Origin of the sequence: Amycolatopsis sp. MEPSY49, from assembly GCF_051337345.1 — a bacterium.
Classification (GTDB): domain Bacteria; phylum Actinomycetota; class Actinomycetes; order Mycobacteriales; family Pseudonocardiaceae; genus Amycolatopsis.
Genome location: NZ_JBDLYJ010000001.1, coordinates 500,415 through 526,431, shown reverse-complemented (window position 1 = coordinate 526,431; position 26,017 = coordinate 500,415). Strand labels below are relative to the sequence as shown.

The following is a 26,017-nucleotide window of genomic DNA, read 5'->3' as shown; positions in this document are numbered from 1 at the left end:
TATCCTTGACCCGTGTTCGCTATCGCGCTGGTTCCGGTCGTGCTGGGTCTGCTCGTCGGTTTTGGTGGGTTCCTCGGGTTCCGCGAGCGCTTGACGCGCGAGGGCGGCACCGGGGTGCGCACGGAAGCGGCGTTGCGCAGCGAAGAAGCCTTCAAGCTGGCCAACCGCGTCGCGGGCCTGCCGACCATGGCCGGGGGCGCGATCGCCGTGCTCACCGGGCTGGCCGGGCTGGCCATGCCGACGACCGGTGGTCTCGTCTCGGCCGCGCTCGCGGGCGTGCTCGCGATGCTGGTGCTGGTCATGGGCGGCGGGGTGCTCGGCAACCGCGCCGCGCTGACCGTGCCCGCACCGGCTCCGGCGGCGCCGGCCGGCTGCAGCGGCTGCGCGTGCGGCGCCGGCGGCTGCGGCGTCTTCAAGAAGGAAGAGGCCTAGTTCCGCTGGAGGTCGCCCGGATGGGTGGCCAGTAGCGCGAGCGGGATGCCCTGGCGGCGCAGCACCTGGCTCCACAGGTCGCCGTTGGGCGAGGCCAGGATGTCGCTCGGCAGCGCGGGCACGATGACCCAGTCGTCGCGTTCGATCTCGCCGGCCAGCTGACCGGAGTCCCAGCCCGCGTACCCGGCGAAGACGCGCACGCCGCGGACCTTCGGCACCAGCGCCTCCGGGTCGGTGTCCAGGTCGACCAGCGCGACCGGACCGCGGACCGCGATCACGCCCGGCACGCTCGCCGCCGTCTCGCCGGTGCGCAGCGCGGCCAGGCACAGCGCCGTCTTCTTCTCGACCGGCCCGCCGACGAACACCGCCTGCGGCTCGGCGACATGCCCGCCCCAGTTCGGCAGCACGTCGTGCACGGCGACGTCGCTCGGGCGGTTCAGGACGACGCCGAGGGTGCCCTCGTCGCGGTGATCGATGACGAACACGACGGTCCGCTTGAAGTTGGGGTCGACCATCGTGGGGGCGGCGACCAGGAGCGTTCCCGGTTCAACCTCGGCGTCCGCTGGCACGCGACCCATGATCCCACCCCTGGCCCGGCGAATTACTTCGGCTCGGGAACAATCGCCCCAGCAGCCTCGTTTGAAACATGTGGCCGGCGCACTCCGTGTCCCCCGGGCTCACTGAAGAACCGCCTTTGTGGAATACCGTCCGGCTGGAGCCACACTGCGCATAGCCGCCGAGAGGCGACCTTAGTGCGTCGGCCACCCTTTACCCTTGGCTTCGTGACGATCAGCGCTCGGACGGCGACAACGCGAAGAGGGCCGCGCGAGCTGCTCAAGGACCCTGACTTCCGCCGTCTGCTCTTCACCCGCTTCGCGGCGAGCTGGGGCGACGGCGTCTTCCGGGCGGGCCTCGCCGGAGCCGTTCTGTTCAACCCCGAGCGCGCCGCCGATCCGCTGGCCATCGCCGGTGGCTTCGCCGCGCTGCTGCTGCCGTACTCGGTCGTCGGGCCGTTCGCCGGCGCCCTGCTGGACCGCTGGGACCGGCGTCGCGTGCTGATCTTCGCGAACCTCCTGCGCGGGCTGGCGATCGTCGCCGCGGCCGCCGCCGTCGGTTTCGGGCTGGGCGGGCTCGGCCTGTTCGCGCTGGCCCTGGCCGCGGAAGGGATCTCGCGCTTCATCGGTTCCGGGCTTTCGGCGTCGCTGCCGCACGTCGTCGAAGAAGAGAGCGTCGTGACGGCGAACGCGTTCGCGACGACGCTCGGGTCGGCGGTCGCCGTCGTCGGCGGCGGCTGCGCGATCGGCCTTCGCGCGCTCTTCGGCAGCAACGACCTCGGGTCGGCCGAGACCACGGTGTTCGCCGTGCTCGGCACGCTGGTGTCGGCCTTCATCGCGCGGGGTTTCGCGCGCGGCGTCCTCGGGCCGTCGGTGGTCGACGAGCCGCCGAACCCCGTGCTGGCCGTCGCGCGCGGACTGGCGGACGGCGCCCGGCACGCGTGGCGCGCCCCCAGCGTCACGGCCGGGTTCATCGCGTTGTTCGCGCACCGGGCGTCGTTCGGCGCGTCGCTGCTGGTCACCGTGCTGCTGATGCGGAACTACTTCACCGACCACGGCGTGTTCCGCGCCGGCCTGCCCGGGCTCGGGCAGATGGCCGCGCTCGCCGGGGCCGGCATCCTGATCGCCGGGCTGCTGACCGCGCGGCTGCTCCGGAAGTTCGGCCGGCTGCGGGCGGTGCTCGGTTCGCTGCTGCTCGCCGCGATCGCGCAGTCCGCGCTGGGCCTGCCGATGCTGCTGCCGCTGGCGCTGCTCGCGTCGTTCGTCATCACCGGCGCGGGCCAGGTCCTGAAGCTCTGCGTCGACTCGTCGATCCAGCTCGACGTCGCCGACGAAGCCCGCGGCCGCGTCTTCGCGCTGTACGACACGCTGTTCAACATCACCCAGGTGGCGGCGGTATCGCTGGGCGCGCTCGTCGTGCCGGACGACGGCCGCTCGCCGGGCCTGTTGATCGCGGCGACCGTCTGCTACCTGGTCGGCGGAGCCGGGTACGTGCTGGCGCGGCGCCGCGCGATTCGCTGAGGCAAACACCCGAACCGGTCACGGTGACTGCTCCATTGGCATTAGGGTGACGGCAAGTCATTAGTAGGTTCGAGGGACACCGGGGGCACCTGTGACCACCGCGGGCGACGACCGTGCACGGCTCGAAGCACGCAATGCCGCGATGAGGGACCAGATGGACACCCTCCTGGAGAACTTCGAGCGGCAGACGGCGCAGCTGCGGGACGCCCAGTCCGCGGCGGCCCAGACCACCGCCCAGGTGAGTTCCCCCGACGGCCTGGTCCGCGCCACGATCGACGCCGGCGGCAACCTCGCGAAGCTCGAGATCGCGCCGAACGCGTTCGAGCGCACGACGCCCGCGCAGCTCGCGAACACCGTCCAGACGGTGGTGCGCCAGGGAACGCTGCAGGTCAAGCAGAAGATCGCCGACCTGATGGCGCCGATCACCGAAGGCCTGCCCGACCTCGCGGACCTCGTCGAGGGCGCACCGTCGCTGGCCGGGCTGGTGCCGCAGATCCCCGAGTTCGTCGAGGAGCCGGCGCCGCAGCCTGCGCCGTTCGAAGAGGGCGGCTCGATCCTGCGCAACGAAGCCGCGCCGATGCCCGCGCCCAAACCCGCTCCCAAGCGCGTCCGCCCGCCGCGTGACGAGGACGAGGAGCCGCCGTCGTCCTGGATGACGAGGGGCGACTGATGCCCGACGGGGGCTCCGGGTTCACCGCGGAACCCGACGCCGTCCTGCGCGCGTCGAACGGTTTCACCACGGCGGCGGACGCGCTGGAGAGCGCGCTGAAGACGTTGCAAGGAGCGCTCGACGCGCAGGGCGAGTGCTGGGGCGGCGACGACTCGGGCAAGGAGTTCGCGAAGGACTACGTGCCCGGTTCGCAGGGGGCCGTCGAGGGATTCACCAACCTCGTGCAGGGGTTGCGGGGCATGCAGCAGAACGTCGCCAAGTCGATGAAGGCGCTGTCGGGCGCCGACGAAGACGTGACTTCGCAGCTCGGCAAGGGGCAATGACCCGTGGGTATGGAGATGCCCGACGCGGTCAAGTGGCTGCTGCCGATAGTCGTCGGCGAGAGCTGGCCGGAAGGCGACGAGACCAAGCTGCGGGCGCTGCGCGACGCGTGGCACGCGGCGTCGGCGGCGGTCGGGCCGGTTTCGGAGACGGGTAACCAGGCGGCGTCGGGAGTCCGCGACAACTGGACCGGCGACGGCGCCGACGCGTTCGTGGCGCAGTGGAAGAAGTTCGTCGAGGGTGATGAGGCGTACTTCAAGCAGCTGGCGGACGCGGCGAAGGCACTGGGCGATTCGTGTGATCAGACGGCATTGGACGTCGAGTACACGAAGTACATGATCATCATTTCGCTGATCGTGCTGGCGGCCCAGATCGCGGCGATGATCGCGGCGGCGGCGGTGACGTTCGGCGGCTCGACGGCGGGCATCGCGCCGGCCCAGATCGCGACGCGGATGACCGTGCAGATGCTGTTCCGGCAACTGCTCGAGAAGCTGGCGCAGCAGGGGTTCAAGCAGGTCGCGAAGGAGCTGCTGGAGAAGCTGCTCAAGCAGGGTCTCAAGAAGATCGGCATGGAGATCCTCAAGAACGAGGCCATCAACCTGGGGATGGACGCGGGGATCCAGGGTTTGCAGATGGCGAAGGGGGATCGCCAGAGCTGGGACTGGTCGAAGACCTCGGACGCGGCGATTTCCGGTGCGGTCGGTGGGGTTGTCGGGGCGGCTTCGGGGTCGATCGGGCGGGGGGCCACCGAGGGGCTTTCGCATTCTGCTGGGGGGCAGGTCGCGGACGCGGCTTTGCGGGCGGGGGCTCGGGGGGCGGTCGAGGGGGTTGCGCAGACCGTTGGGCAGGCGGCGGTTACCGGGGATCTGGGGTCTTTGACGCCGGAGCAGTTGCTGACCGGGGCTTCCAGTGGGGCTGTGGGTGGGGCCGTCGGGGGCGCCAAGGAGCAGATGCACGCCGTTCACGAGGCGAACATTCCGCGGGATGCCGGTGGGTCGGGGTCGGGGTCGGGGGAGTCGCGGTCCGGGGATGACGGGGGTTCGTCCTCGGGATCGGAGCCGCGGTCGTCGGAGCCGGAGTCGCGCGGGGAACAGCCGCGGGCTGAGGCTTCGTCGGAGCCTCAGCCGCGAAGCGAGACTTCGCCGGAATCCCAGTCGCGGAGCGAAGCGTCTTCCGAGCCGGAGTCGCGGAGCGAAGCGTCTTCCGAACCGGAGTCGCGGCGGGAGGCGTCGTCGGAGCCCGGATCACCGGGCGAGGAACCTCGGCGGGAGGCGTCCTCAGAACCGGAATCGCGGGGCGAAGAGCCGCGGCGGGAGGCGTTCGCTGAGCCGGAGTCCCGAGGGGAAGAGTCCCGGCGGGAGGCCTCAGCCGAGCCGGAGTCGCGCGGTGAGGAGCCCCGGCGGGAGGCGTCGGAGCCTGAGTCACGGAGTGAGGCTCCGCGGCGCGAGGCTTCGTCCGAACCGGAGTCGCGGGTGGAGAGCGCGCCGAGCCGGGAGCCGGAACGTCCGGTCGCTGAGCCTCCGCAGGCCGCGGGCCCGCGGCCGAGTTCCGACCACGTTCCGCAGCAGCCGGAGATCACGACGGCACCCGGCAACCCCGCACCCGCGCAGCAGGCTGAGGCGAGGGCCGCCGAAGCGCCAGCACCCCAGCAACAGGCACCGAGCCAGCCGACGGCCGGATCCGCACCTTCGATGGGCGGATCGTCCGGCAGCGTGCCGTCGCACGTGTCTTCCGCGGGCGGTCCGGCGAACGGCGGCTACGGGATGGCCCCGCCGGGTTTCGGCGTGGAACCGGGACGTCAGGTGGGCGGGCGTCCTCAGGACAACGTCGGAGCGGCGGGCTTCACCGGCGGTACGAACCAGCCGTTCGCGGCGGATGGGGGGCCGGCGCCGTTCCAGCACGGACCGTCGGCGCAGCAGGCACCACCTCCCGGTGGCTTCGCCCCGCCGCCCCCGCCCGGCATGCCAGGGGGACCGGGACCACGCGCGGGCGGACCAGCACCGCAGGGCCCGTTGCCCCCGCGCGGCGGGCAGCCACCGCACGAACAGCCTCGACGGATGCCCCCGCAGGACCCGCGCCGAATGCCGCCGGGCCGGCCGATGGGTGGGCAGCCGCCGCAACAGCCCCGGGGACACCAAGTTCCGAACGGCCGGCCGCAGGAAGCCGGCCCCGCACCGCACAGCGGCCACCCCTTCCGCGGCGGGCCACCGCAAGGTGGACTGGCACCTCAGGGTGGGCAACCGCCCCACGGTGGGCAGGCACCGCACGGTGGGCAGCCGCCCCACGGTCCGCAGGCACCACACGGTGGACATTTGCCCCACGGTCCGCAGGCACCACACGGTGGACATTTGCCGCAGGGCCCGCAGCCGCCATGGAGCGGGCAACCGCAGCACGGTCCGGAGGCACCACACGGTGGGCAGCCGCCGCACGCTCCGCAGGCACCGCACGGTGGTGGTCCGCTGCGGGGTGAGCAGCCGCAAGTCGGCCAGGCACCGCACGGTGGACAACCTCCGCACAGCCCGCAACCTCCGCACAGCCCGCAGCCGCCACACAGTCCGCAGCCGCCCGGTGGGCAGCCGTCGCCGGGTGGGCAGCCTCCGCGGGGTCAGTTTCCGTCGCACGGGGGGCCGCCGCCGCAGGGTGGGGCGCACCCGGTTGATCCGCGGCGCATGCCGCCGCAGCGTCGGCCGGTTGGTGGGCCGCCGCATCCGGGGATGCCTGGTGGGCAGCGACCGGCCGGGTATCCGAGTCAGCCTCGGGGGCCGCAGGGGCCTGGTCCGGGTAATCGCCCGCCCACGCCGCCGCCGGATCCGCGGTTGGGTTGGGCTCGTCCGGCTGGGCCGCCGCAGGTTCCGCCGCCTCGGTTCGGCCCGCCTGCCGAGCAGCCGGGGCGGGGAGTGCAGAGTCCCTTCGATCCGCCGCGGCCTGCGCCTGTTCACGACCAGCCGAACGTGCCCGCGACCGAGCACGCTCCGGCCCAGGAACGACCGGCTGATCAGCCGACCGCCCACGACCAGCCCGCGGAACCGCGGCCCGAAGCCGAGCCGACGACCGACGCACACACTGAGCAGCACGAACCCGGGCACGAAGCTAACGACGACCAGTACGGCCAGCCCGACCAAGCCCCCCACGAGCCCTATCTCGACGACCCCGACTTCCACACCGACGACCCCGCCGGCGTGCGGCGGATCGAGGACACCTTCCTGGACTCCGGGCGGCAAAGCCCGGAAACCGGCGAGTTCCGCCACGAGCAGGTCCGTCGCGAAGCGCTCGCCAAGCGGGACGAATTCCACCCCGGCATGTCCGACGACGGCGCCTTCGCCGTGCACGCCTACACGCGCCACGAGATGGTCGGGCCGCTCAACCGGGCTCTGCGGCTCGGTGGTCCCGAGCTGCTCGACCTCGCTCCTCAGGCCGCCGCGCTCGTCTCCGGGCTGAACGAGCTTCCTCCGCACGTCGGAACCGTTTCCAGGCGCGTCGACTTCCACGGTGATCCCTCGCGGCTGCAAGCCTTCCTCGGGCGCTTCCACGAAGGCGCGCACATCACCGAGCCCTCCTTCCTCAGCTCGTCGAAGGTCGACGCGGAGCACCCGCGCAGTACCTTCGCCGGCGAGGTCGAGATGCGGATCGAGTCCAAGACCGGGCGGGACGTCGAGTCCATGGCCAGCATCGGACGCGAGCGCGAGGTCCTCTTCAAGGCGGGATCGCAGTTCGAAATCACCCGCGTCGAGATGGGGCCGGGGCATCCCGAGCACCCCGACTTCACGAACGCGCCCGGGGCCCGGGACAAGCCGCAGTGGATCGTGCACGCCGAAGAAATCGCACCCGGCGATCCGCGGTACCGCGGCGACTCGCACGAGGCGATCGAGGAACGCCGGGCCCAGGAACGCGCCGACGAGGAACGGTTCCAGCGCGAGGCCGACGCCGAGCTCGAGCAGTTCTACGCCGAACACCCGCACCTCAAGCCGACCAACGACCTCTTCAAGCTGCTCGGCGGGGACGAAGACGCGCCGCCGCCGGCCGTCAAACCCGCGCCGGCCACGAACGCGCCCGAAGGCGGCTGGTCGCAGCTCGCCGAACCGCTCACTCCGGGTGGGACGCCCGTGCTGCACGCCGGGTCCGTCGAGACTCCGCAGCAGCACGCACGCCTGATCCGCGACGCCGTTCCCGAACTCGCCGCCGTCAACACCCGCAACCACTACAGCCCGGGCGAGCACGGCTTCCGCACCAACGCCGCCGAGTCGATGACGGCCTTCGACCGGCGGATGAACGGCGAGGACGTCGTCGCCGGCCCGGCTCGCGGCGAAAGTCTGAGCGGCCCGTGGAGCGACCGGGGCAGCTTCGCCGAGGTCGCGAACGACCTCCACGAACGTCCCGTCGGCGCGCGGTCCGCCGTCGCCTTCGAGCACGGTGGCCAGGAACACCTGGTCGCCGCCGTGCACACCGAGCACGGGGTGCTCTTCGCCGATCCCGTCACCGGGCGGCTCGCCGAGCTGCCGCACGACGCCACCACGATCCGCGAGCTCCCCCTCGGCCACCAGGAAACGCCGACCATCGCCGACCGCCTGAGCCCGGCGACCGAACGGCCGCCGCACGACGAGGGCTACCTCTTCGACGGCGAGCACCGCGGGACCCCGGCCGACCACGAGAGCATCCGCCGCGCGGTCGGCGACGAGCGCATCTACCAGGACATCCACGACCGCGCACTCGCCCGCCGAGACGCCGCCGGGCTGCCGCTGACCGACGACGGCGCCGTCGCGGTCCACGGCTACACCCGCGGCGAGTACGCCTACGACCTCAACGAGGCCCTCCGCCGCGGCCCCGGCCATCCCGGCTTCGACCTGGCGCAGGCGAACGCCCGCGCCGTCATCGACGGCCTCAACCAGGTGCCGCGCACGTCCGGCGAGACCATCCGCGCGTACGACGTCGGCGGCGACCCGCGGCTCGCCGAGCTCGTCGCCGGGCCGTACAACCCGGGAGACGTGGTCGTCGAGCCGGCGTTCTCCAGCGCCTCGATCAAGACCGACGAATTCTCCACCAGCAAGTTCGGCGACGACGTCGAGCTGCACGTCCGGTCGGACAACCTCCGCGACATCTCGAAGCTCGCCGAAAACCCGTCCGAGCGCGAATCGCTGTCGCCGCCCGGCACGCAGCTGCTGGTGCACGAACGGCGGCTCGAGATCACGCCCGAGGGCCGCCGCAAGTGGGTCATCGAGGCCGAGGAGATCGGCCCCGGCCACCCGCGCTACCTCGATCCCGAGGCCGCGCAGCGGAAGATGGCCGAGCGCCGCGCGGAGAACGACCACAACGCGGCGGAGTTCGAACGGCGCCGGCAGGCCTCGCTCATGGAACGCCTCGGCGGCCTGACCGAGCCCGATCACGTCTCGCCGCCACCGGAGCACCCAACGGTCCACGATGCCGTCGACACCCCGGCCGAACCGCTGCCCGTCCCCCAACCGGGGCCGGACTACTCACGGCTGGCGCGCTCGACGAACCCGCCCGCAGAGCCGGCCATCCACGCCGGCGGGACGACGCCGAGCGAGCGCGCGGCCTACGTCCAGGACCGGCACCCGCACCTGCGCGAGGTCAACCCGGGCTTCCACGAGCCGGGCGCCCTCGAGAACGGCTACCTGTCCAACTGCACCCGCGGCCCCGGCGCGTACTGGGACCGGCTGCACGGCGGCAGCGCGACGGCCGAGCCGATCCTCTTCCACGAGATGGGCACGCGCGGCACGCTCGAGCACATCGAGGGCCGGTTCGGCGAGACGTTCTCCGCGCGCGGCAGCTACGACGACGTCATCCGCGAGATGCGGGACATGCCGCTGGACCACCACGCCGTGGTCGCGGTGAAGTACGAGGGCCCGAACGGCGCCGAGTACGGGCACGTCGCGATGGTCGTGCACACCCGCGAGGGCGTCGCGTTCATCGACCCGCAGTCCGGCGACCTCATGCACCTGCCGCAGCCGCCGAAGGACATCAAGCTGCTGCACGTCGGCACGCCCGGCACCGAGCACGTCCAAAGCGAGCACATCGAAACCGCAGAACACGGCGGCTACGGCCACGCCCCGCAAAGCCGGCTCGACGAGCTCCTCGCCCAGCCGCGCGTCGCCGAAGCGCTCGACGGCGCCACCACCGACCTCGTCGTCAAGGACCACGAGGGGAACCCGCAGAACCTCGGGCCGGTCGGCGAGTTCGTCCGGACGCGGCTGGCCGAGCACCCGGAGCTGGTCGAACTCCTCCACGACCCGGCCAACGAGTTCCTGACGCGGTCGCTGCTGCGCAAGCCGGAGACGATCGCGAGCCTGCTGGTGCACGACGAGGCCATCCCGATCCTGGCCGACGCCGTGCACGAGGTGCACCACCCGGACCCGGACGCCGAACCGGTGGCGCCGCACCCGGACCCGACGCCGCTCACGCCGGAGCAGGCCGAGACCTCGCGGGACGTGCTCGACGAGGCGAAGGACCACCCCAACGCGCACCGCAAGCAGACACCGTTCGACCAGGGCCGCCTCGGAGACGAGGCGTACACGCGGGAGTACCTCGCCGAGCGCTACCGGGAAGCGGCTCGGGTCGACCTCAAGCTGAAGGAGATCCTGCCGCCGCTGGCGGAGGAGACCGGCGGCCACGCCGGGTTCCGGCCCGGACCGAAGTCCGAAGGCCGGGCGATGGACAAGATCAACACCAACTACGACGGCGACGCATCGCGCTTGGTCGACCTCGCGGGCGCGATGATCCAGTTCGAACGGGTGCAGGACGCCTACGCCGCGTTGGCGCGGATCGCGGGGCACCCGGACCTGGAAATCGTCGCCTTCGACGACCGCTTCGCCAACCCCGCTCCGGCGGGTTACCGCGACCTGCAGATGAGCGTGCGCATCGACGGGCACGTCGCCGAACTGCGCCTGCACCTGAAGTCGCTGGACGACGTGTCGGCGTACGAACACTCGCTGTACGAGGTGCGACGTGACCTCAAAGCGCTCAAAAAAGCCGAAGACAGACCACACACCGACGAGGAACAGGCCCTGATCGACGGGCTGATCAAGCGCGAACGGGCGCTGTTCTGGGACGCGCTGCAGGGGAGTCTCTAGATGGTCCAGACGCCGTCCTACTTCGAGTACTACGCCCATCCGTTCGTGGTCGACAGCACGCCCGACGGCGGGCTCACGGGCCGGATCCTCAACTGGAAGACCGGCCGGTTCGACGAGGACAACGAGCACGTCATCGACGTGCTGTTCGACCACGGGCCGGACATCCGGAGCCTCGACCGCGAGCGGTTCGTGCGCCGGACCGAGGAGGAAAGGCACAACTACCTCCGCGGGGACGGGCCGATTTTCGCGCTCTATCAGACGATCGACGCGATCTGGGCCGGCGTCGAAGAGGAGAACCGCAAGATCACCAAGGAGGAACGCGCCTTGATCGAATCGCTGTACCGGCGCACCTTCAAGATGTGGGAGGACGAGTTCGCCCGCCGCGACGCCGGCGAAGCCCCGACCTTCCACTTCACCTCGGTGTTCGAACGATGATTCACGTGGAACATCGACTTTCGCCCGAAGACCAGCGCACCCTCTTGGTGCAGCTGGGAAAGCTCGTCCGCGACCTCCGGACCGACGCCACGGGACCGGCCGCCGTCGACTTCCGGCAGGTCGGGACGCACCGCGAACTCGAGGGCCACAACGCGACGACGTCCGACGCCGTCGCCGAGCTGTTCTCCGAGCTGCGCGAGGGGATGGCCGCCGAGGGCCGCGGCACCTGGCTGCAGGCGCGGTTCACGCTGAACCCGGACGGCACCTTCGACTTCGACTTCGCGCTCGACGACGATCCGGTGTGGACGGACCCGCCGCCCGCGGCCGCCTACCCGGACGAGCTCGCCGCGTTCCCGCGCGCCGACGAGCACATCCCGGACTGGTGGCGGCTGCGGGCGCAGCTGCCGCTGGGCCTGGTGTTCCGGCACGCGGACGTCGGCGGCCCGGACGTCGAACGCCCGCCGCTGACCGACACCGAGGTGCCGCTCGTGCTGCAGTACCTCGAGCGCGAAGCCGTCGTGCACGAAGACGGCGACGTCCGCTTCCAGACCGACGGCACCTGGGTCTGGCCGTCGTCGGTGGCCGATCTGCTGGCCGAAGAGGGCATTCCGCCCGAGCCGGACCTGGTCGCGCACATCCGGCGGCACCACTTCCAGCCGCCGTACGTCGAGCCGCTGGTGCGCCGGACCGCCGCGGCCGACCTGCGGGGCGAGCCGCGGCCGAAGCCGAGCCGCGCCGACGTCAAGAAGACCAGCGGGGACGTCGTCGCGGAGCTGGAGACCACGCCGGACCCGCGGCTCGGCGACCAGGAACTGCTGATCGTGCTGGTGCAACGGCTCGGCGAGCACGGCGTCTGGCCGGAGGCGTACCGCGTCGGCGAGCGGGCCGACGGCACGTGGTGCCTCAACTTCACCGCCGACGGCTGGGAAGTCGCCGCGTACGCCGGCGGGAAGCCGCGCGCGCCGAAGTACTTCGACCGGCTCGAAGACGCCGCCCAGCAGCTGCTCGGCGCGTTGCTGCTGCACCCCGCCCGGATGACCGCCGGCCACGAAACCCCGCTGGAGACGGCGAAGGAGCTCGACGACTGGCCGGTCCACCCGGCGCCGGGTGAGCCTCCCCTCACCCTGCTCCGCAACAAGCGCATCACGCGACTGGTGGCGGGTACGGTCGTCCTGCGCTTCGGCGAGGAACCCGGCAATCTCGTCCACCACGGCGAGGTACGGTTCGCCACGACGTCGCTGCCGCTCGAACGGGAGCGGGTGCGGCGGAGCTACCGGCTCAGACGCCCTCTGCACGTGATCACCGGCATCACGGTTCCGTGGGCGAACCTGCCGGGTGGCGCGGTGGCCTTCGTGCTGCCGAAGACGATCGCCGAGCACGAGTCCGACGGAAGCCTGGAGAGGATCGAGTAGGTGGAAGCGGCGGAAGCGATTGCCAAGGTCGGCCAGTGGCTGCGCGCGGTGCACGGTCCGGACGTCTCCGGTCCCGCCGGGCTCCGGGTGGACACCGAGAAGGTGCTGCGCATCCCCGAGGGCTGGTCGGTGCCCTACAACACCATCGCGTTCCTCGACGAGGGACGGCCGGAGAAGGAGATCTTCCCGCCGCCGTCGGTCGTCGTCCGCGAGCCGGACGGCGAGCTGCGCCAGGCGCACCCGCACCCCGGCGGGCTGTCGGTGCCGGTGGCGTTCCCCGGCCAGGAGAACTGGCGCGAGGTCGTCGACCCCGAATACGTGAAGGCCGGGCTCGGCGAGCTGGGCGTGCCGCTGCAGGCGGTCGCGGGCTGGGTGAAGGTCGACGCCGACGGCAACCAGACCGGTGAAGAGCGCGAGAACCCCGAGTACAAGGCGGGGCCGATCCGCCGCGGCTACCCGAAGCCGGAGAACACCCTGGAGACGCTGCTGTCGTTCGGCAGCGTCGGCTGGCTGACCCGGGAGCTGCTGCTCATCGGGCTGATCCGGTGCGAGGTGTTCGTCCCGCTCGACCTGGAGACCGGCAAGACGGACCGGTTCTACTTCGCCGAGGAGCGCAACGAGCTCAAGGTGTTCAGCTCGACCCGGCACCTGCCCTCGCGCGAGCACGGCTGGTGGAAGGTCGACGTCGCGACGCTCGCCGAGTTCGAGCACCCGCCGAACCTGGTGATCAACGGCGGCCCGACGACCATCGAGGACGTCTCCAGCGGCGAGCTCGCCGAGATCGTCCAGCGCTTCCCGCGGCACGAGCCGCGCATCGACGTCCACGGCCGCTGCCCGGAGGCCGAGGAGGACCTGATCCGCGTCGCCGCCGACACCGCGGCGCGGATGGGCCTGCCGGACCCGGTCAAGCCGCCGCTGCTCGCGGCCGAGAAGGCGCGGCGGCGCGGCTTCGAGCTGACCGCCGAGGAGTGCGCGAAGACCGTGCTCGGCGAGTCGTGGCTGAAGCGGCTGCAGATGCCGGAGCCACCGCGCAGCAAGCCGAACGACCTGCGCGCGAACGGCCTGGCCCCGACGTACGACAACGCCGGCCGTGCGACTCCGCGGCTGGACACGTTCGGCAAGTACTTCGAGCGCGACCTCGACGGCTTCCGCTACGGCTGGCAGCGCGTCACGGGCGCGTACGTCGGCTTCGCGCTCGGGGAGGCCCTCGGCGCGGCCGTCGACCGGATGATGCTGCACGACATCCACGCGAAGTACGGCATCGAAGGCGTCACCGACTTGGTGCCGGCGTTCGACCAGCCGGGCCGGATCGGCTCGCTGACGCAGCGGCTGCTCTTCTACACCGAGGCCGCGATCCGCAGCCCGCACCGCGAGCAGCCGGAGTCGCGCGAGGCCGAGCAGCTCTTCCCCGGCGTCGTCCGCGGGGCGCTGCAGCGCTGGCTGCGCACGCAGGGCGCGCCGATGGAGAACGCGGACGGCTGGCTCGTCCAGGTCGCGGACCTGCACGCCCGCCGCGACGCCGACGACGTCGAGCTCAACGCCTACCACCAGCTCGCGACGGAGGCCGCGGGCGCGCCGCCGATGACCGGTCCGGCCGCGCTGATCCCGGCGCTGCCCGCCGCGCTGACCATGGCCGGTCCGGGCAGTGGCCTCTCCGGGGGCGCGCGCCAGGCGGTGCGCGACCTGGCCGGCGTCACCCACCCGACCGAGCCCGACCTGGCCGCCGCGACCTACCTGACCTGGCTGTTCGAGCACGCGCTGACCAAGGACGCGTTCAGCTTCCCGATCTGGAACACCAGCCGCGAGGTGCTCAACCCGGACAACCAGTTCCAGCAGGGCCCGGAGTGGACGGCGATCGCGGAGATGGTCGCCGAGTCGGTGCCGTTCTTCGGCGAGCACGGGCTGCCCGACCTGCGGATGCCCGAGCTGATCGGCGATGGCAAGACGACGCTCTCGGTACTCGGACGCGCCTTCGCCGCGTTGTCCGGCTTCGAGAACTACCCGGAGCAGGCGCTGCTTCGCGCGGTCAACCACTCCGGCCGCAGCGCGCTCACCGGCGCGATCGCCGGCGCCCTGCTCGGCGCGCGCACCGGGATCCCGGGGCTGCCGCAGAAGTGGGTCGACCAGCTGGAGCTGCGGTACCTGGTGGAGAACGTCGCTTCGGACGCCTACTGGCACTTCGACCGCCACTCGGCGCTGAGCGCGCTCGGCGACCAGTGGATCGAGCGGTACCCGCGGCATTAGCCCGAGGATGGGGAGCATGGCAGAAAGCGACGACGGCTTCGTCGAGTGGCGGCCCGACGTCGACCCGGAGTTCGACGAGAAGGCGTTTCCCGACCTCGGCATCCCGGTCCGCGCCATCCGCGGCTGGGCGCAGTACACGCTGTTCGGGGAACCGACCGGCCCACGTCGCGCCAACGAGCAGTACACCCCGGGCCCGGTCTGGCGCGGCTTCCCGGTGCCGTCGACCGACGCCGGGAAGCTGCTGAACTACCTGGGCGCGAACTGGATCAGCCGCGCCGAGTTCGCCCGCGCGCTCTTGGACTGCGAAGTCCTCGTGCCGGTCCAGGACGGCGAACCGCTGGTCCGTCCGGTGTCCGGCGGCCGGGAGGTCATCGCCTACAGCTCGTCGGCGAAGGTGCCCGGCCGGTACCCGCACCGCTGGCGGGTGACCGTGCGCGACCTGCTGGCGGACCTGCCGTCGACCGGCCTGACGCTCGACCCCGGCACCGGCATGGTCCGCAGCCTGACCGCGGCCGAGCTGGCCGCCGGTCCCGCCGAACGGCGGCCCAAGGTCGACGAGCCCGCGCCGGAAGCCGGCCCCGAGGTCGCCGACGCGCTGCCCGGGCTGGTCGCGGAGTTCGGCGTCGAGCCCCCTGACCTGCTGGAACGGCACCTGCGGTACGCCGTCGACCACGCCCGCGACCACCACTTCGAGCTGACGCCGGAGGAGTGCGTCCGGTACCTGCGCGGGTTCGCCTGGCAGTACCGCAACGGCGTCCGGCGGCGGGCGGGCCAGGCCCCGGAATGGCCCGCCGACCTGGGCGCGAACGGCCTGATCGCGCACGTCGGCGAGGACGCGCAGCCGCGTCCGGTGCCGTGGACGTTCGGCAAGTTCTCCGCCTTCGGGACGCCGGCCGCGCGCTTCGCGTGGCACCGGATCGTCGGCGCGTACGTCGGCTTCGCCATCGGAGACGCGCTGGGCGGCGGCGCCACCGGTCCGCTGCCGATGGGCGGGCTGACCCGGCACCTGCTGTTCCACACCGGCATCGTGCTGCGCGGCCTGCCGCCGGTGCCGACCGGCGAAGTGCCGTCTCCGCTGCCCGATCCGGACCCGGTGGGCTGGCTCGCGGTCGCGACGCGGCACGCCGGGTTCGCCCCCGACGACTCGTCGGCGTTGCTCGCCACGGCGCTGGCGGCGACCCCGGCCGGCGCGGTCGCCATCGACGGTGTCGACAGCGACCAGTACGCGAAGGACGTCGCCCGCGAACTGGCCGGTGGTGAAGCGACCGAGGGCGTCGACCTGCTGATCGCGCTGTTCCAGGCCCTGCTCACCCGGGACGCGTTCGCCGTGCCGGTGCACCTGCGGCTGCGGGAGATCGGCGGTGACCTCGCGACGCAGGTGCTCGCCTTGCGCGAGGACCGCGACGCCGACGACGTGACGCAGCTCGAATCACTCGGCGACGGCCGGGGCGTCCGGTCGGTGCTGAGCCGCGCGCTGTTCGCCGCGGCCAAGCGCGGCCACGACCCCGAAGCGGCCATCACGCTCGCCGCGCGGTCCGGCCCGGTCGCCGGCGCCGTCGCGGGCGCGCTCGTCGGCGCCCGGGTCGGCGTGCCCGGCCTGCCCCGGGTCACGGCGCTGCCCGACCTCGGGCTCCTCGAGGACGTCGCCAGCGACGTCTTCTGGTACTTCAACCGCAACGGCCTCCAGACGGAGACCGCGGAACACGCACGCTGGGAACGCCGGTACCCGAGCGGCCGGTTCACCCCGAAACCGAAGGGACCCGACTTGCGATCGCGACTGCGCGGAAGCCTGCTGGCCGGGGCGATCGGCGACGCGCTGGGCGCGAAGACCGAGTTCGACTCGATCGACCGGATCCGCGAAATCGCGGGACCGGCCGGGATCACCGACTTCATCCCCGCGTACGGCGGCGTCGGCCGGATCACCGACGACACGCAGATGACGCTCTTCACGCTCGAAGCGCTGATCCGGGCGCACGCCCAGCAGCGGAAGACCGGGTCCGCGGACGTCGTCCACTCGTTGCAGATGGCGTACCAGCGCTGGCTGCACACGCAGGGCGTCGCGTGGGACCGGGCGCGTGGGCCGCAGTCGGCGGTCGAGGCGCCGGACGGCTGGCTGATCACGCACCAGGAGCTGTTCAGCCGCCGCGCGCCGGGGCTGACCTGCTTCGGCGAGCTGGAGGCGTACGGCCGCGCGGGCGTCCGGGGCAGCATCGAGCGGCCGGTGAACAACTCGAAGGGCTGCGGTGGTGTGATGCGCGCGGCGCCGATCGCGCTCTGGTCGGACGACCTCGCCGAGGTCTTCAGGCTCGGCGCCGAGAGCGCGGCGCTGACCCACGGTCACCCGTCCGGGTATTTGTCCTCGGGCTGCTTCGCGGTGCTCGTCCACGGGCTGCTGCACGGGAAACCGCTGCCCGGCGCCCTCGCGGCCGCGCGGGACGAGCTCGTCAAGCACCCGGGCCACGAAGAGCAGAGCGCCGCGCTCGACGCCGCCTTGGCGCTGGCGGAGCAGGGCCCGCCGACGCCGGAGAAGCTGGAGACGCTCGGGCAGGGCAACGTCGGCGAGACGGCGTTGTCGATGTCCGTGTACGTCGCGCTGACCACCACGGACGCCGACACGGCGTTGCTCGCGGCGGTCAACCACAGCGGGGACAGCGACTCGACCGGCTCGGTCTGCGGCAACCTCGTCGGCGCGATGTACGGCGAAGAAGCCCTGCGGCGCAGCTGGCTGGCGCAGCTGGAGCTCCGCGACGTCATCGTCGGCCTGGCGGACGACGCGCTCACCGAGTTCGGCCCGGACGCACCGGGTGACGACCGGTGGTTCGCGCGGTACCCGGTCGACTAAGTTTCGGTTGTCACTGGGGTCAGGGGAGGACGAAACGTGCGTTACCGGGTTGAAGTGGCCGAACGCCCGGACGGCCTGTACGCGACGTGGGGCGAGGGGACGTTCCGCGCGCAGCGTTCGACGACCGACGGCACGGTGCTGCTGTCGGTGCTGCCGGAGGAAGAGGCGCCGGAGGGCTTCGACAAGGAGTTCGAGGGCCGTCCCGCCAAGGTCGTCCCGGCGAGCGAGGTGCCGTCGACGTTCACGCTGCGCACCTTCGCCGCGTACGACGACGAGGTCTTCGAGGTCGCGCCGGGCGCGCGGCCGGAGCTGACGCTGCGCTGGGTCCGCGACGACGCCGCCCGCGCGGCGCAGCTGGGCCTGACCGACTTCTCGGTCACGGTGTCGGCCAAGCAGGTCACCGCGTTGTGGCAGACGCGGCTGGACTTCACCGAGACGCCGGAGGCGCGGCCGCAGCCGGGCACCGGCGACCAGAACGCGCTGCTGCGCGCGATCGGCCGGACGCTGCTGCACACGGTTCCGGGCGGCTGGGCCCGCGTCGGCGCGCAGTTCCGGCAGGTCGGGGACTACTCGGAGATCGAGGTCCGCGCGGTCGGCGACGAGGACGGCCCGGTGTCGGTCTCGCTGCCGGCGGTGCCGCGGCTGGGCGGGCTCTTCGCGCGGCTGCGGGCCGCGATGTTCCAGCCCGAGACCGGCACGTGGTTCCAGGGCACGTTCACGCTCGACGCGGAATCGCAGTTCGACTTCGACTTCGACGCCGACCGCGAGCCGGACTGGCGGGTGCCGCCCAACGACGGCGGCCGCCCGTCGACCGCGGCCTACGAGCTGGAGCTGGCGACCTTCCCGCGGACGCCGAAGCACGTGCCGGCGTGGTTGACCGCGAAGGCCGGCCTGCCGCTGGACGTCACGTTCCGGCTGGCCCGGGCCGCCGACTCGCACGCCGAGGGCGAGCGCCCGGTGGTCAACCGGCCGCCGGTGCCGCCGGACCAGGTCCGCGGCCTGCTCGACTACCTGTTCCGGGCGCCGGTCGCGCTGCACCGGCCCGCGCCGCTGCCGGACATCTTCGGCGTGCCGGGCGCGAAGCCGGACGTGCCGAACGCGTTCCACACCGACGGCACCTGGATCTGGCCCGCCGCCGTACCGCACTACCTGCGCAAGTACGGGGTGCCGCCGGAGCCGGAGCTGGTCGAGCACGCGCGCGCGATGGGCTTCCGGCCGCCGTTCGTCGGCGAGCTCGTCCGGGCGACGGCGGAGGCGGAGGTCCTCGGCCAGCCGCGGCCGCCGCAGACGGACGCGGACCTGCCGGACGAGCGCGCGCTCACCCGCGTCGCGCGCGGCGAGCAGGTGCGGACGCTGAAGGGGGCGGAGACGCTGGAACTGCTCCAGCAGCGGCTCCACGAGCACGGCGTTCCGTCCTCGGCCTATCGGATCGGCGCCAACGAGGTCCCCGCCGACGACGTCTGGACGCTGCGGCGCGCGGAGAACGGCTGGGAGGTCTCGCGGCCGCCGTCCGACGAGCCGGTGGCGTTCGGCTCGCTCGCCGACGCGGCCCGGTTCCTGCTCGGCGTGCTGCTGATGCAGCCGCCGCGGCCGGCGGAGGAGTCCGACCAGCCCGCCGACTGGCCGATCCTGCCGATGCGCGGCGAACCGCCGTTGAACTTCTACCGCGGCAAGCGCCTGATCGTGCTCGCGCCGGGCACGACGGTCGTCCGGTTCGGCAACGAGACCGGCAACCTGGTGCACGCCGACGGCTCGCGGTTCGTCGAGACGTCGCTGGCGTTCGAACGCGAACGCGAGAAGCGGCTCTACCGCGTGCAGCGCTCGCTGCGGGTGCTGACCGGCGTGACGGCGCCGTGGAGCGGGATGCCGGGCGGCGCGGTCGCCTACCTGCTGCCGCGGCCGCTCGCCCAGCACCTCGAGACGGGCGCGCTCAGCAGGCAGTGATCACGACGGCGGGCGACCACCAGTAGTCGGCGAGCGGTTCGACGTCGACGTCGGTGAAGCCCGCCGTCCGCAGCTGCTCGGCCCAGCCCGCGGCCGGGTGCTCCCAGTTCGTCCGCTCGTCCCCGGAGACGATCCCGAGCAGGACGGGCAGCAGGAACCCCTGCGCGACCAGCGAGGCGTCCGCGCCGTACTCGGCGACGCCACGCTCGTAGCGCGCGACGAGCGAGCGCAGGTGTTCCGGCGAGCCTTCGACGTACTCGGGGACGTCGAACTCGGCGAGCACCAGCGTCCCGGTGCGCGGCTGCAGCGCGCGCAGCACCTCGGCGCGCAGCTCCGGCTCGATCGATTGCAGGGCGAACGTCGACTGCGTGAAGTCCCAGCCCAGGTCGTCGCGGGCGAGGAACTCCTGCGCGGTGGCCTGCCAGCAGCTCGCCGACGGCACCCGATCGCGGACGCCGTCGAGCAGCGCGGCCGACGGCTCGACGAGGTCGATCCGGCTCGGCACGTGCGTGGCCTGTTCCAGCGCGGGCACGACCGCCAGGCCGTCCCCGCAGCCCAGGTCGAGCAGCGACTCCGGCTTCGCGCGGTCGTAGCGCACAGCCAGTTCTTCGCTCAGCCGCCGATAGAGCTCGACGTTGCCGCCGCCGCGGATGAACGCCGTGAACGCCTCGGGCTGGTCGTACACCGCCGCCGCGCCGTCGCCGGCCAGGTGGATCCGCAGTTCGCCGGCCAGCGGGGAACCGGCCCGGCGGGCGAGTTCGGCGGCGCGCTCGCGGTCACCGGAGCGGTAGGCGGCGAGGGCGTCGGCGAGCAGCTCGATCGAGGTCATGGTCCGGGGATATCAGAACGGCACCCACAACGTCACCCGCGTGCCGCCCCCGGCGAGTCCCGACTCGACCCGCGCGGTCCCGCCGACCTCCGCCAGCCGCGCGGTGATCGACTCGCTGATCCCGAACCCGGCCGGGTGGTCGGCCGCGCTGAAACCGCTGCCGTGATCGCGGGTGATCACCGCGATGCCGCCGTCGCGCTCCTCGACGCGCACCACGACCCGGTCGGTGCCGGAGTGCTTCATCGTGTTCCGCATCGCCTCGCGCACGGCGTCACGGATGGCGATCTGGCGGACCTCCGACAGCGTGTCGTCGTCGAGTTCGGCCACCACGAGCTGGGCGCGCAGCCCGTCCCGCGCCATCTCGGCGGCGAGCGCGGCGAGCTTCTCGCCCAGCGGCCGGGCGCCGGCCTCGGCCTGCTCCGACTTCGCCGACTCGATCATGTGGCGGATCTCCATCGCCTGCGCGCGGGCGAGCCGCTGGATCTCGACCAGCCGCTCTTCGGCGTTCGACGTGTCGGACAGCGCCATGGCTTCGAGGGTCTGCAGGACGGTGTCGTGCAGCATCCGGTGCTGTTGGGCGCGCTCGGCGAGCCGGCCGTTGCGGGTGCCGTAGGCCAGCGCCAGCCGGGTGCCGAGGCCGGTCAGCACCAGCGCGGCGGTGGCCAGGAACAACTCGGCGAGCAGCGCGGAGTACGTCGAGAACGCGGCACCGACGTGGAACTGGCCGGTGTTGAGCCAGTTGGCCAGCATCCGCAGCGGGAAGCTGAGCAGCCCGAACACCAGCCCGCTGGGCACGCCGAGGGCGAGCGTCAGCAGCCCGGCCTCGCCGAAGAGGTGGACGCTGCTGACCGCCAGCGCGTCGAAGTACGCCTCGGCCGGCACGGTCAGCGCGAGGACCAGCGGCGAGAGCACGGTGAACACGAGGTCGGCGGCCAGCAGCTTCCCCGCGTCCCGGCCGCGGTAGGGCGCCGAGCGGAACATCCAGCGGAAGCCGATCAGGTTCACCGCGACCGAGAGCAGGGTGAACAACCCGACCGGCAGCAGGCCGGTCGAGCCGTGGCGGAAGGCGTAGACGCCGAACTGGCCGGGCACCGCGAGCAGCCGGAAGGCCAGCGGGATGAGCACGACGTACCGGGTGGCGCGCAGCAGCAGGCCGTCGCGCCGGGTCGGGTCGATCGGCCCGGCCATCTTCGAGATCCGCTTCAGCGCGTGGATCGGGGTGGGGTCGCCGATCTCGTCCGAGAGCTCGCTGGTGGCCGTCGCGATCGCGGGCGCGCCCTGCCGCAGGAGCGCCACGAAGAAGCTGCCCGGTTTGGGCGGGCCGGGCGCTTCCGTGGACATCGGCCGGACAACCCCCTGGTCACGTCGGTGAACCGAGGTTAGGGAGTATCACCGATCCGCGATGGTCAGGTCCAGCGTTCCACGGAATTCAAAGAAATCCGGTCAGTAATTTCCGATTCCCTGCTCGGCGGCCCACTTCTTCAGCTCCGCCACGGCGTCGTCGTGGTCCAGCGGGCCGCGGTCGAGGCGCAGCTCCTTGAGGAACTTCCACGCCTTGCCGACGTCCGGCCCCGGCCTGATGCCCAGCAGCTCCATGATCTGCTCGCCGTTGAGGTCCGGCCGCACGCGGTCGAGGTCCTCCTTGGCCTTGAGCGCGGCGATCCGGGCCTCGAGGTCGTCGTAGGTCGCCTGCAGCGCGGCCGCCTTCCGGCGGTTGCGCGTGGTGCAGTCGGCGCGGACCAGCTTGTGCAGCCGGGTCAGCAGGGGGCCGGCGTCGGTGACGTACCGGCGGACCGCCGAGTCCGTCCACTCGCCCTTGCCGTAGCCGTGGAACCGCAGGTGGAGGAACACGAGCTGGGAGACGTCGTCGACGATCTCCTTGGAGAACTTCAACGCCCGCAAACGCTTGCGGGCCATCCGCGCCCCGACCACCTCGTGGTGGTGGAAGCTCACCCCGCCGCCCGGCTGGAACTCCCGCGTCGCCGGCTTCCCGGCGTCGTGCAGCAGCGCCGCCAGCCGCAGGATCAGGTCCGGCTCCGACGTCGGCTCGTGCGTCTTCTCCAGCTCGATCGCCTGGGCGAGCACGGTCAGCGAGTGCTGGTAGACGTCCTTGTGCTGGTGGTGCTCGTCGATCGCCAGCCGCATGCCGGGCACCTCGGGCAGCACCCGGTCGGCCAGCCCGGTGTCCACGAGCAGCTCCAGCCCCGGCCGCGGGTCGTCCGCGAGCAGCAGCTTCGACAGCTCGGCCTGGACGCGCTCGGCGGTGATCCGGTCGATCTCACCCGCCATCGACGCCATCGCGTCGACCACGCGCGGCGCGGCGGTGAAGCCGAGCTGGGCGGCGAACCGGGCGGCTCGCAGCATCCGCAGCGGGTCGTCGGCGAACGACTCCTGCGGCGTCGCCGGCGTGTCGAGCACCTTCTCCCGCAGCGCGCCCAGCCCGTCGTGCGGGTCGATGAACGTCTTGGACGCCAGCTCGACGGCCATCGCGTTGACCGTGAAGTCGCGCCGCAGCAGGTCGCCCTCGATGCTGTCGCCGAAGGTGACCTCGGGGTTGCGGCCGACGCGGTCGTAGCTGTCCGCGCGGAACGTCGTGATCTCGAGCTGCATGCCCTTCTTCGTCACGCCGACCGTGCCGAACGCGATCCCGACGTCCCAGACCGCGTCGCCCCAGTCGCTGACGATCTTCAGCACCCGGTCCGGCCGGGCGTCCGTGGTGAAGTCGAGGTCACCGGAGCGCCGGCCGAGCAGCGCGTCGCGCACGCTCCCGCCGACGAGGTACAGGCGGTGCCCGGCCCGGGCGAACCGCTCGGCCAGCTCGTCCGCCAGGGGGGAGAGCCGCATCAGCTCCACCACCGCGTTCTCCTTGGCGACCACGTCGTTCACGAAAATCCCACTGGGTTCGGGTGCGGCTACTACAGGCACCACCGGACAGGACACGGAGAGCCAGCCTACCGGGGCAACCGTTTGCTCTAGCATCGCAGCATGTCTGGATCAGCCGGCCGCCCCGGCGCCTCGAAGCCGCGGAGGCGGCGCAGGCGTCAGCGCGGCAGGCGCCTGACCACGGTCGACGAGACGTCGGCCGGCGGTCTCGTGGTGGACGCCGAGCGCGAACAGGCGGTGCTGATCGGCCGGCTCGACCGGCACGGCAGACTGCTGTGGTCGCTGCCCAAGGGCCACATCGAGGACGGTGAGACGGTGGAACAGACGGCCGTGCGCGAGGTCAAGGAGGAAACCGGCATCTCCGCGCGCGTGCTGCGGCCACTGGGCACCATCGACTACTGGTTCGTGGCCGAGCGGCGGCGCATCCACAAGACCGTCCACCACTTCCTGCTCGAAGCGCTCGGCGGCGAGCTGTCCGACGAGGACGTCGAGGTCACCGAGGTGGCCTGGGTCCCGCTGGCCGAGCTGGAGACCAGGCTGGCCTACTCCGACGAGCGCAAGCTCGTCCGGAAGGCCGGTCCGATGCTCAAGGAACTTTTCGCGCGCCCGGACGTCCACGGACGAGACGAGCACGCCCCTGAGGGAGCCCCCGAGTGAAGCGGTTCGCCGCAGCCTTCCTTTCCGTCCTCTTCCTGGCCGTCCCCGCCCTCACCGGAGCCACGGTGGCCCAGGCGGAGGAGGGCGCCCGCCTGCGGGTCGACCTGACCCAGCTGAACCCGCGCGTGATCACCAGCTCGTCGACGACGCTGACCGTCGCCGGCACGGTGACCAACACCGGCGACCGCAGGGTCACCCGGCCGCAGGTCCGGCTGCAGGTCGGGGAGCGGGCGACGACGTCGCGCGGGATCAACGACGTGCTGTCCGGCGCCGTCATCAAGGACACCCCGCTGACCGAGTTCACCTCGGTCGCGGACGTCCTGGAGCCGGGGCAGAGCGCGCCGCTGAACATCACGGTGAGCCTGACCGGCACGAAGGCCGCGCAGTTCGGCGGCCCCGGCGTCTACCCGCTGCTGGTGAACGTCAACGGCACCCCGGAGTTCGGCGGACCGGCCCGGCTGGGCGCGGTCAGCATGCTGATGCCGGTGCTGGCCAGGCCGGGCAAGGCGGCCGGCCACTCGTCGGCGGGCGCGCCGAGCATGACCCTGCTGTGGCCGCTGACCAGCAGCGTCCCGCAGGTCTACGCGGCGCCGTACGGCCAGCCGCTGGTGCTGCGCGACGACCGGCTGGCCGACGAGATCGGCCCCGACGGCCGGCTGAACGCGCTGGTCACCGCCGCGTCGACGGCCGTGCACGGCGACCCGGACCTCGCCAAGTCGATGTGCTTCGCGCTCGACCCGGACCTGCTGACGACGGTCGACTCGATGACCCGCGGCTACCAGGTGCACACCGACGGCGGGAACGTCGACGGCAAGGGCGTCCAGACGGCGAAGACGTGGCTCGCCTCGCTGCGCACCCTGCTGACCGGCCGGTGCGTGGTGGCGCTGCCCTTCGCCGACGCCGACCTGAACACCGTCTCCCGGATCCGCCCCGGCGACCCGATCCTGGTCGCGCAGGCGGCCGCGGCGGCGTCGGCGATCCAGCAGGTGGCGGGCGTCACGCCGCAGACCGGCGTGCTCTGGCCGGACGGCACGCTCAACGAGTCCGTGCTCGCCGCGCTGACCCAGGCCGGCGTCAAGACCGTGCTGACCGACGCGGCGAAGCTGGCTCCGGCCGGCTCCGGCGGCGGTGTCACCGTGCAGGGCAGCACCGTGCGGGCCCAGCCGACCGACTCGCTGATCTCCGCCGCCATGTCCGGCGTGCCGAGCGTGCCCGGCTCCGTCACCGTGGCCGTGAACACCGAGCGCGCGATCTCGAGCCAGAACGGGCTCGGCGCGCTTGCCTTCCGCGCGGGCCTCGGCGTCCCGTCCGGGCAGGAGCGCCCGGACCACCTGCTGGTCGCCCCGCCGCGGCGGTGGGACGCCCCGGCCGCCGAGCTCACGGCGTACCTGCAGCAGGTCGGCGACTTCCTCAACGCGGGCATCGTCACGGCGTCGTCGCTCCCGTCGCTGCTCGACGCCGATCCGCAGACCACCGGCGCGGTCGGCGACGGCGGCCAGGACCCCGGCTCGGTCCCCGACCCCGCGCTCGTCTCGACGCTGTCGAAGCTCGACGAGCAGGCCACCGGGATGGCCTCGGCGATGCAGCTGGACCCCACCAAACGGGTGAAACCGGACGACGTCGTCGCGCCGGTCCGGCTGGCCGAGCTGCGCGGCGCCTCGACCGGCTGGCGGGGCCTGCCCGCCGACGCGGCGACCGCGAACGCGCGGGCCGAGATCGGGGCCATCAGCGACCGGGTCAGCGTCCAGCAGCCGCGGCAGACGATCGCGCTCGCGTCCGGCAACTCCCCGCTCCCGGTGTACGTGGTGAACGACCTGCCGGTCGGGATCAACGCCCGGTTCACCCTGAACAACACCATCGGCCTGCGCGCGGACGACCGCAAGGAAGTGTCGTTCCCCGCGGGCGGCGGCCGGCAGTACTTCCTCCCCGTGGAGGCGCTGCGGGCCGGCCGGTTCAGCGTCGATGTGTCGTTGAGCACGCCCACCGGTACCCCGCTCGGGTCATCCGCGCGCTTCGAGCTGACGTCCACGGAGTACGGCGCGATCACCATCATCGCGACCGTCGCCGCAGGTGTGGCCCTGCTTCTGCTCGCCTCCCGGCGCATCTACCGGCGGGTCAAGGACGCCCGGACGGGTCGCGACGTCGTGGACTGATCCGTCGGCCTTCGAGTGTTCCGGGCGGTTCCCGA

Annotated in this window: 17 protein-coding genes; 12 read left to right on the top strand and 5 right to left on the bottom strand. The window is 72.5% G+C overall.

Going from position 1 to position 26,017, the window contains the following annotated elements; all coding sequences use genetic code 11:
- Nucleotides 1-12: 12 nt before the first annotated feature.
- Complete coding sequence (locus tag ABFJ78_RS02665) at nucleotides 13-432, top strand: SdpI family protein (protein ID WP_436383968.1); 420 nt, start codon at nucleotides 13-15, stop codon at nucleotides 430-432.
- Here ABFJ78_RS02665 and ABFJ78_RS02660 read toward each other — a convergent pair.
- The gene (locus tag ABFJ78_RS02660) at nucleotides 429-1,010 is read right to left on the bottom strand and encodes a YqgE/AlgH family protein (protein WP_169734908.1); all 582 of its coding nucleotides are present in this window, start codon (nucleotides 1,008-1,010) and stop codon (nucleotides 429-431) included. The genes ABFJ78_RS02665 and ABFJ78_RS02660 overlap by 4 nt on opposite strands.
- A 204-nt stretch (nucleotides 1,011-1,214) precedes the next feature.
- Between ABFJ78_RS02660 and ABFJ78_RS02655 the strand changes: the two genes are divergently transcribed.
- The 3 genes from ABFJ78_RS02655 to ABFJ78_RS02645 all read left to right on the top strand — a co-directional run bounded on the left by ABFJ78_RS02655 (nucleotide 1,215) and on the right by ABFJ78_RS02645 (nucleotide 3,500).
- A complete protein-coding gene (locus tag ABFJ78_RS02655) occupies nucleotides 1,215-2,507 on the top strand; it encodes an MFS transporter (RefSeq protein WP_436383967.1) in 1,293 nt (430 codons plus the stop codon).
- A 142-nt stretch (nucleotides 2,508-2,649) separates the two neighbouring features.
- Nucleotides 2,650-3,177: a YbaB/EbfC family nucleoid-associated protein gene (locus tag ABFJ78_RS02650; protein ID WP_436383965.1), complete on the top strand. Its 528-nt coding sequence runs from the start codon at nucleotides 2,650-2,652 to the stop codon at nucleotides 3,175-3,177.
- Nucleotides 3,177-3,500, top strand: a complete 324-nt coding sequence (locus ABFJ78_RS02645; protein ID WP_436383964.1) for a WXG100 family type VII secretion target — start codon at nucleotides 3,177-3,179, stop codon at nucleotides 3,498-3,500. The genes ABFJ78_RS02650 and ABFJ78_RS02645 overlap by 1 nt, the downstream gene beginning before the upstream one ends.
- A 299-nt stretch (nucleotides 3,501-3,799) precedes the next feature.
- Here the strand turns inward: ABFJ78_RS02645 and ABFJ78_RS02640 are convergent, their stop codons facing one another.
- Nucleotides 3,800-4,069 carry a hypothetical protein gene (locus ABFJ78_RS02640; protein ID WP_400866114.1) on the bottom strand — a complete coding sequence of 90 codons (270 nt, stop codon included), beginning with the start codon at nucleotides 4,067-4,069 and terminating at the stop codon, nucleotides 3,800-3,802.
- A 2,380-nt stretch (nucleotides 4,070-6,449) separates the two neighbouring features.
- On the opposite strand from ABFJ78_RS02640, the gene ABFJ78_RS02635 reads away from it, so the two are divergent.
- Genes ABFJ78_RS02635 through ABFJ78_RS02610 form a run of 6 tightly spaced genes read left to right on the top strand, consistent with a single transcriptional unit; the run spans nucleotide 6,450 to nucleotide 19,460 of the window.
- Nucleotides 6,450-10,583 carry a toxin glutamine deamidase domain-containing protein gene (locus tag ABFJ78_RS02635; protein WP_436383962.1) on the top strand — a complete coding sequence of 1,378 codons (4,134 nt, stop codon included), beginning with the start codon at nucleotides 6,450-6,452 and terminating at the stop codon, nucleotides 10,581-10,583.
- Nucleotides 10,584-11,018: a hypothetical protein gene (locus tag ABFJ78_RS02630; RefSeq protein WP_436383961.1), complete on the top strand. Its 435-nt coding sequence runs from the start codon at nucleotides 10,584-10,586 to the stop codon at nucleotides 11,016-11,018.
- Complete coding sequence (locus tag ABFJ78_RS02625) at nucleotides 11,015-12,430, top strand: TNT domain-containing protein (protein ID WP_436383960.1); 1,416 nt, start codon at nucleotides 11,015-11,017, stop codon at nucleotides 12,428-12,430. Before ABFJ78_RS02630 ends, ABFJ78_RS02625 begins: the two co-directional genes overlap by 4 nt.
- On the top strand, nucleotides 12,431-14,674 hold the full coding sequence (locus ABFJ78_RS02620) for an ADP-ribosylglycohydrolase family protein (protein WP_436383958.1): 2,244 nt from the start codon (nucleotides 12,431-12,433) through the stop codon (nucleotides 14,672-14,674).
- 16 nt (nucleotides 14,675-14,690) lie between these two features.
- Nucleotides 14,691-17,516: an ADP-ribosylglycohydrolase family protein gene (locus tag ABFJ78_RS02615; RefSeq protein WP_436383957.1), complete on the top strand. Its 2,826-nt coding sequence runs from the start codon at nucleotides 14,691-14,693 to the stop codon at nucleotides 17,514-17,516.
- Between the two features lie 36 nt (nucleotides 17,517-17,552).
- Entirely contained in the window at nucleotides 17,553-19,460 is a 1,908-nt protein-coding gene (locus ABFJ78_RS02610; RefSeq protein ID WP_436383956.1) for a TNT domain-containing protein, read from the top strand.
- On the opposite strand, the gene ABFJ78_RS02605 is transcribed toward ABFJ78_RS02610, so the two are convergent.
- The 3 genes from ABFJ78_RS02605 to ABFJ78_RS02595 form a co-directional block, all read right to left on the bottom strand.
- Complete coding sequence (locus tag ABFJ78_RS02605) at nucleotides 19,447-20,289, bottom strand: class I SAM-dependent methyltransferase (RefSeq protein WP_436383955.1); 843 nt, start codon at nucleotides 20,287-20,289, stop codon at nucleotides 19,447-19,449. The genes ABFJ78_RS02610 and ABFJ78_RS02605 overlap by 14 nt on opposite strands.
- Nucleotides 20,290-20,301: 12 nt before the next feature.
- Entirely contained in the window at nucleotides 20,302-21,630 is a 1,329-nt protein-coding gene (locus tag ABFJ78_RS02600) for a sensor histidine kinase (RefSeq protein ID WP_436383954.1), read from the bottom strand.
- 102 nt (nucleotides 21,631-21,732) lie between these two features.
- Nucleotides 21,733-23,175, bottom strand: a complete 1,443-nt coding sequence (locus ABFJ78_RS02595) for a CCA tRNA nucleotidyltransferase (protein ID WP_436383953.1) — start codon at nucleotides 23,173-23,175, stop codon at nucleotides 21,733-21,735.
- A 99-nt stretch (nucleotides 23,176-23,274) separates the two neighbouring features.
- On the opposite strand from ABFJ78_RS02595, the gene ABFJ78_RS02590 reads away from it, so the two are divergent.
- A complete protein-coding gene (locus ABFJ78_RS02590) occupies nucleotides 23,275-23,829 on the top strand; it encodes an NUDIX hydrolase (RefSeq protein WP_372667546.1) in 555 nt (184 codons plus the stop codon).
- A complete protein-coding gene (locus ABFJ78_RS02585; protein ID WP_436383952.1) occupies nucleotides 23,826-25,982 on the top strand; it encodes a DUF6049 family protein in 2,157 nt (718 codons plus the stop codon). The genes ABFJ78_RS02590 and ABFJ78_RS02585 overlap by 4 nt, the downstream gene beginning before the upstream one ends.
- Nucleotides 25,983-26,017 lie beyond the last annotated feature (35 nt).

Bases quoted from the DNA above. Each gene is read 5' to 3' on its own strand.
- ABFJ78_RS02660 (WP_169734908.1), bottom strand. From the start codon at position 1,010: ATGGGTCGCGTGCCAGCGGACGCCGAGGTTGAACCGGGAACGCTCCTG.
- ABFJ78_RS02590 (WP_372667546.1), top strand. From the start codon at position 23,275: ATGTCTGGATCAGCCGGCCGCCCCGGCGCCTCGAAGCCGCGGAGGCGG.
- ABFJ78_RS02645 (WP_436383964.1), top strand. From the start codon at position 3,177: ATGCCCGACGGGGGCTCCGGGTTCACCGCGGAACCCGACGCCGTCCTG.
- ABFJ78_RS02650 (WP_436383965.1), top strand. From the start codon at position 2,650: ATGAGGGACCAGATGGACACCCTCCTGGAGAACTTCGAGCGGCAGACG.
- ABFJ78_RS02640 (WP_400866114.1), bottom strand. From the start codon at position 4,069: ATGCCGATCTTCTTGAGACCCTGCTTGAGCAGCTTCTCCAGCAGCTCC.
- ABFJ78_RS02615 (WP_436383957.1), top strand. From the start codon at position 14,691: ATGGCAGAAAGCGACGACGGCTTCGTCGAGTGGCGGCCCGACGTCGAC.
- ABFJ78_RS02600 (WP_436383954.1), bottom strand. From the start codon at position 21,630: ATGTCCACGGAAGCGCCCGGCCCGCCCAAACCGGGCAGCTTCTTCGTG.
- ABFJ78_RS02605 (WP_436383955.1), bottom strand. From the start codon at position 20,289: ATGACCTCGATCGAGCTGCTCGCCGACGCCCTCGCCGCCTACCGCTCC.
- ABFJ78_RS02625 (WP_436383960.1), top strand. From the start codon at position 11,015: ATGATTCACGTGGAACATCGACTTTCGCCCGAAGACCAGCGCACCCTC.
- ABFJ78_RS02630 (WP_436383961.1), top strand. From the start codon at position 10,584: ATGGTCCAGACGCCGTCCTACTTCGAGTACTACGCCCATCCGTTCGTG.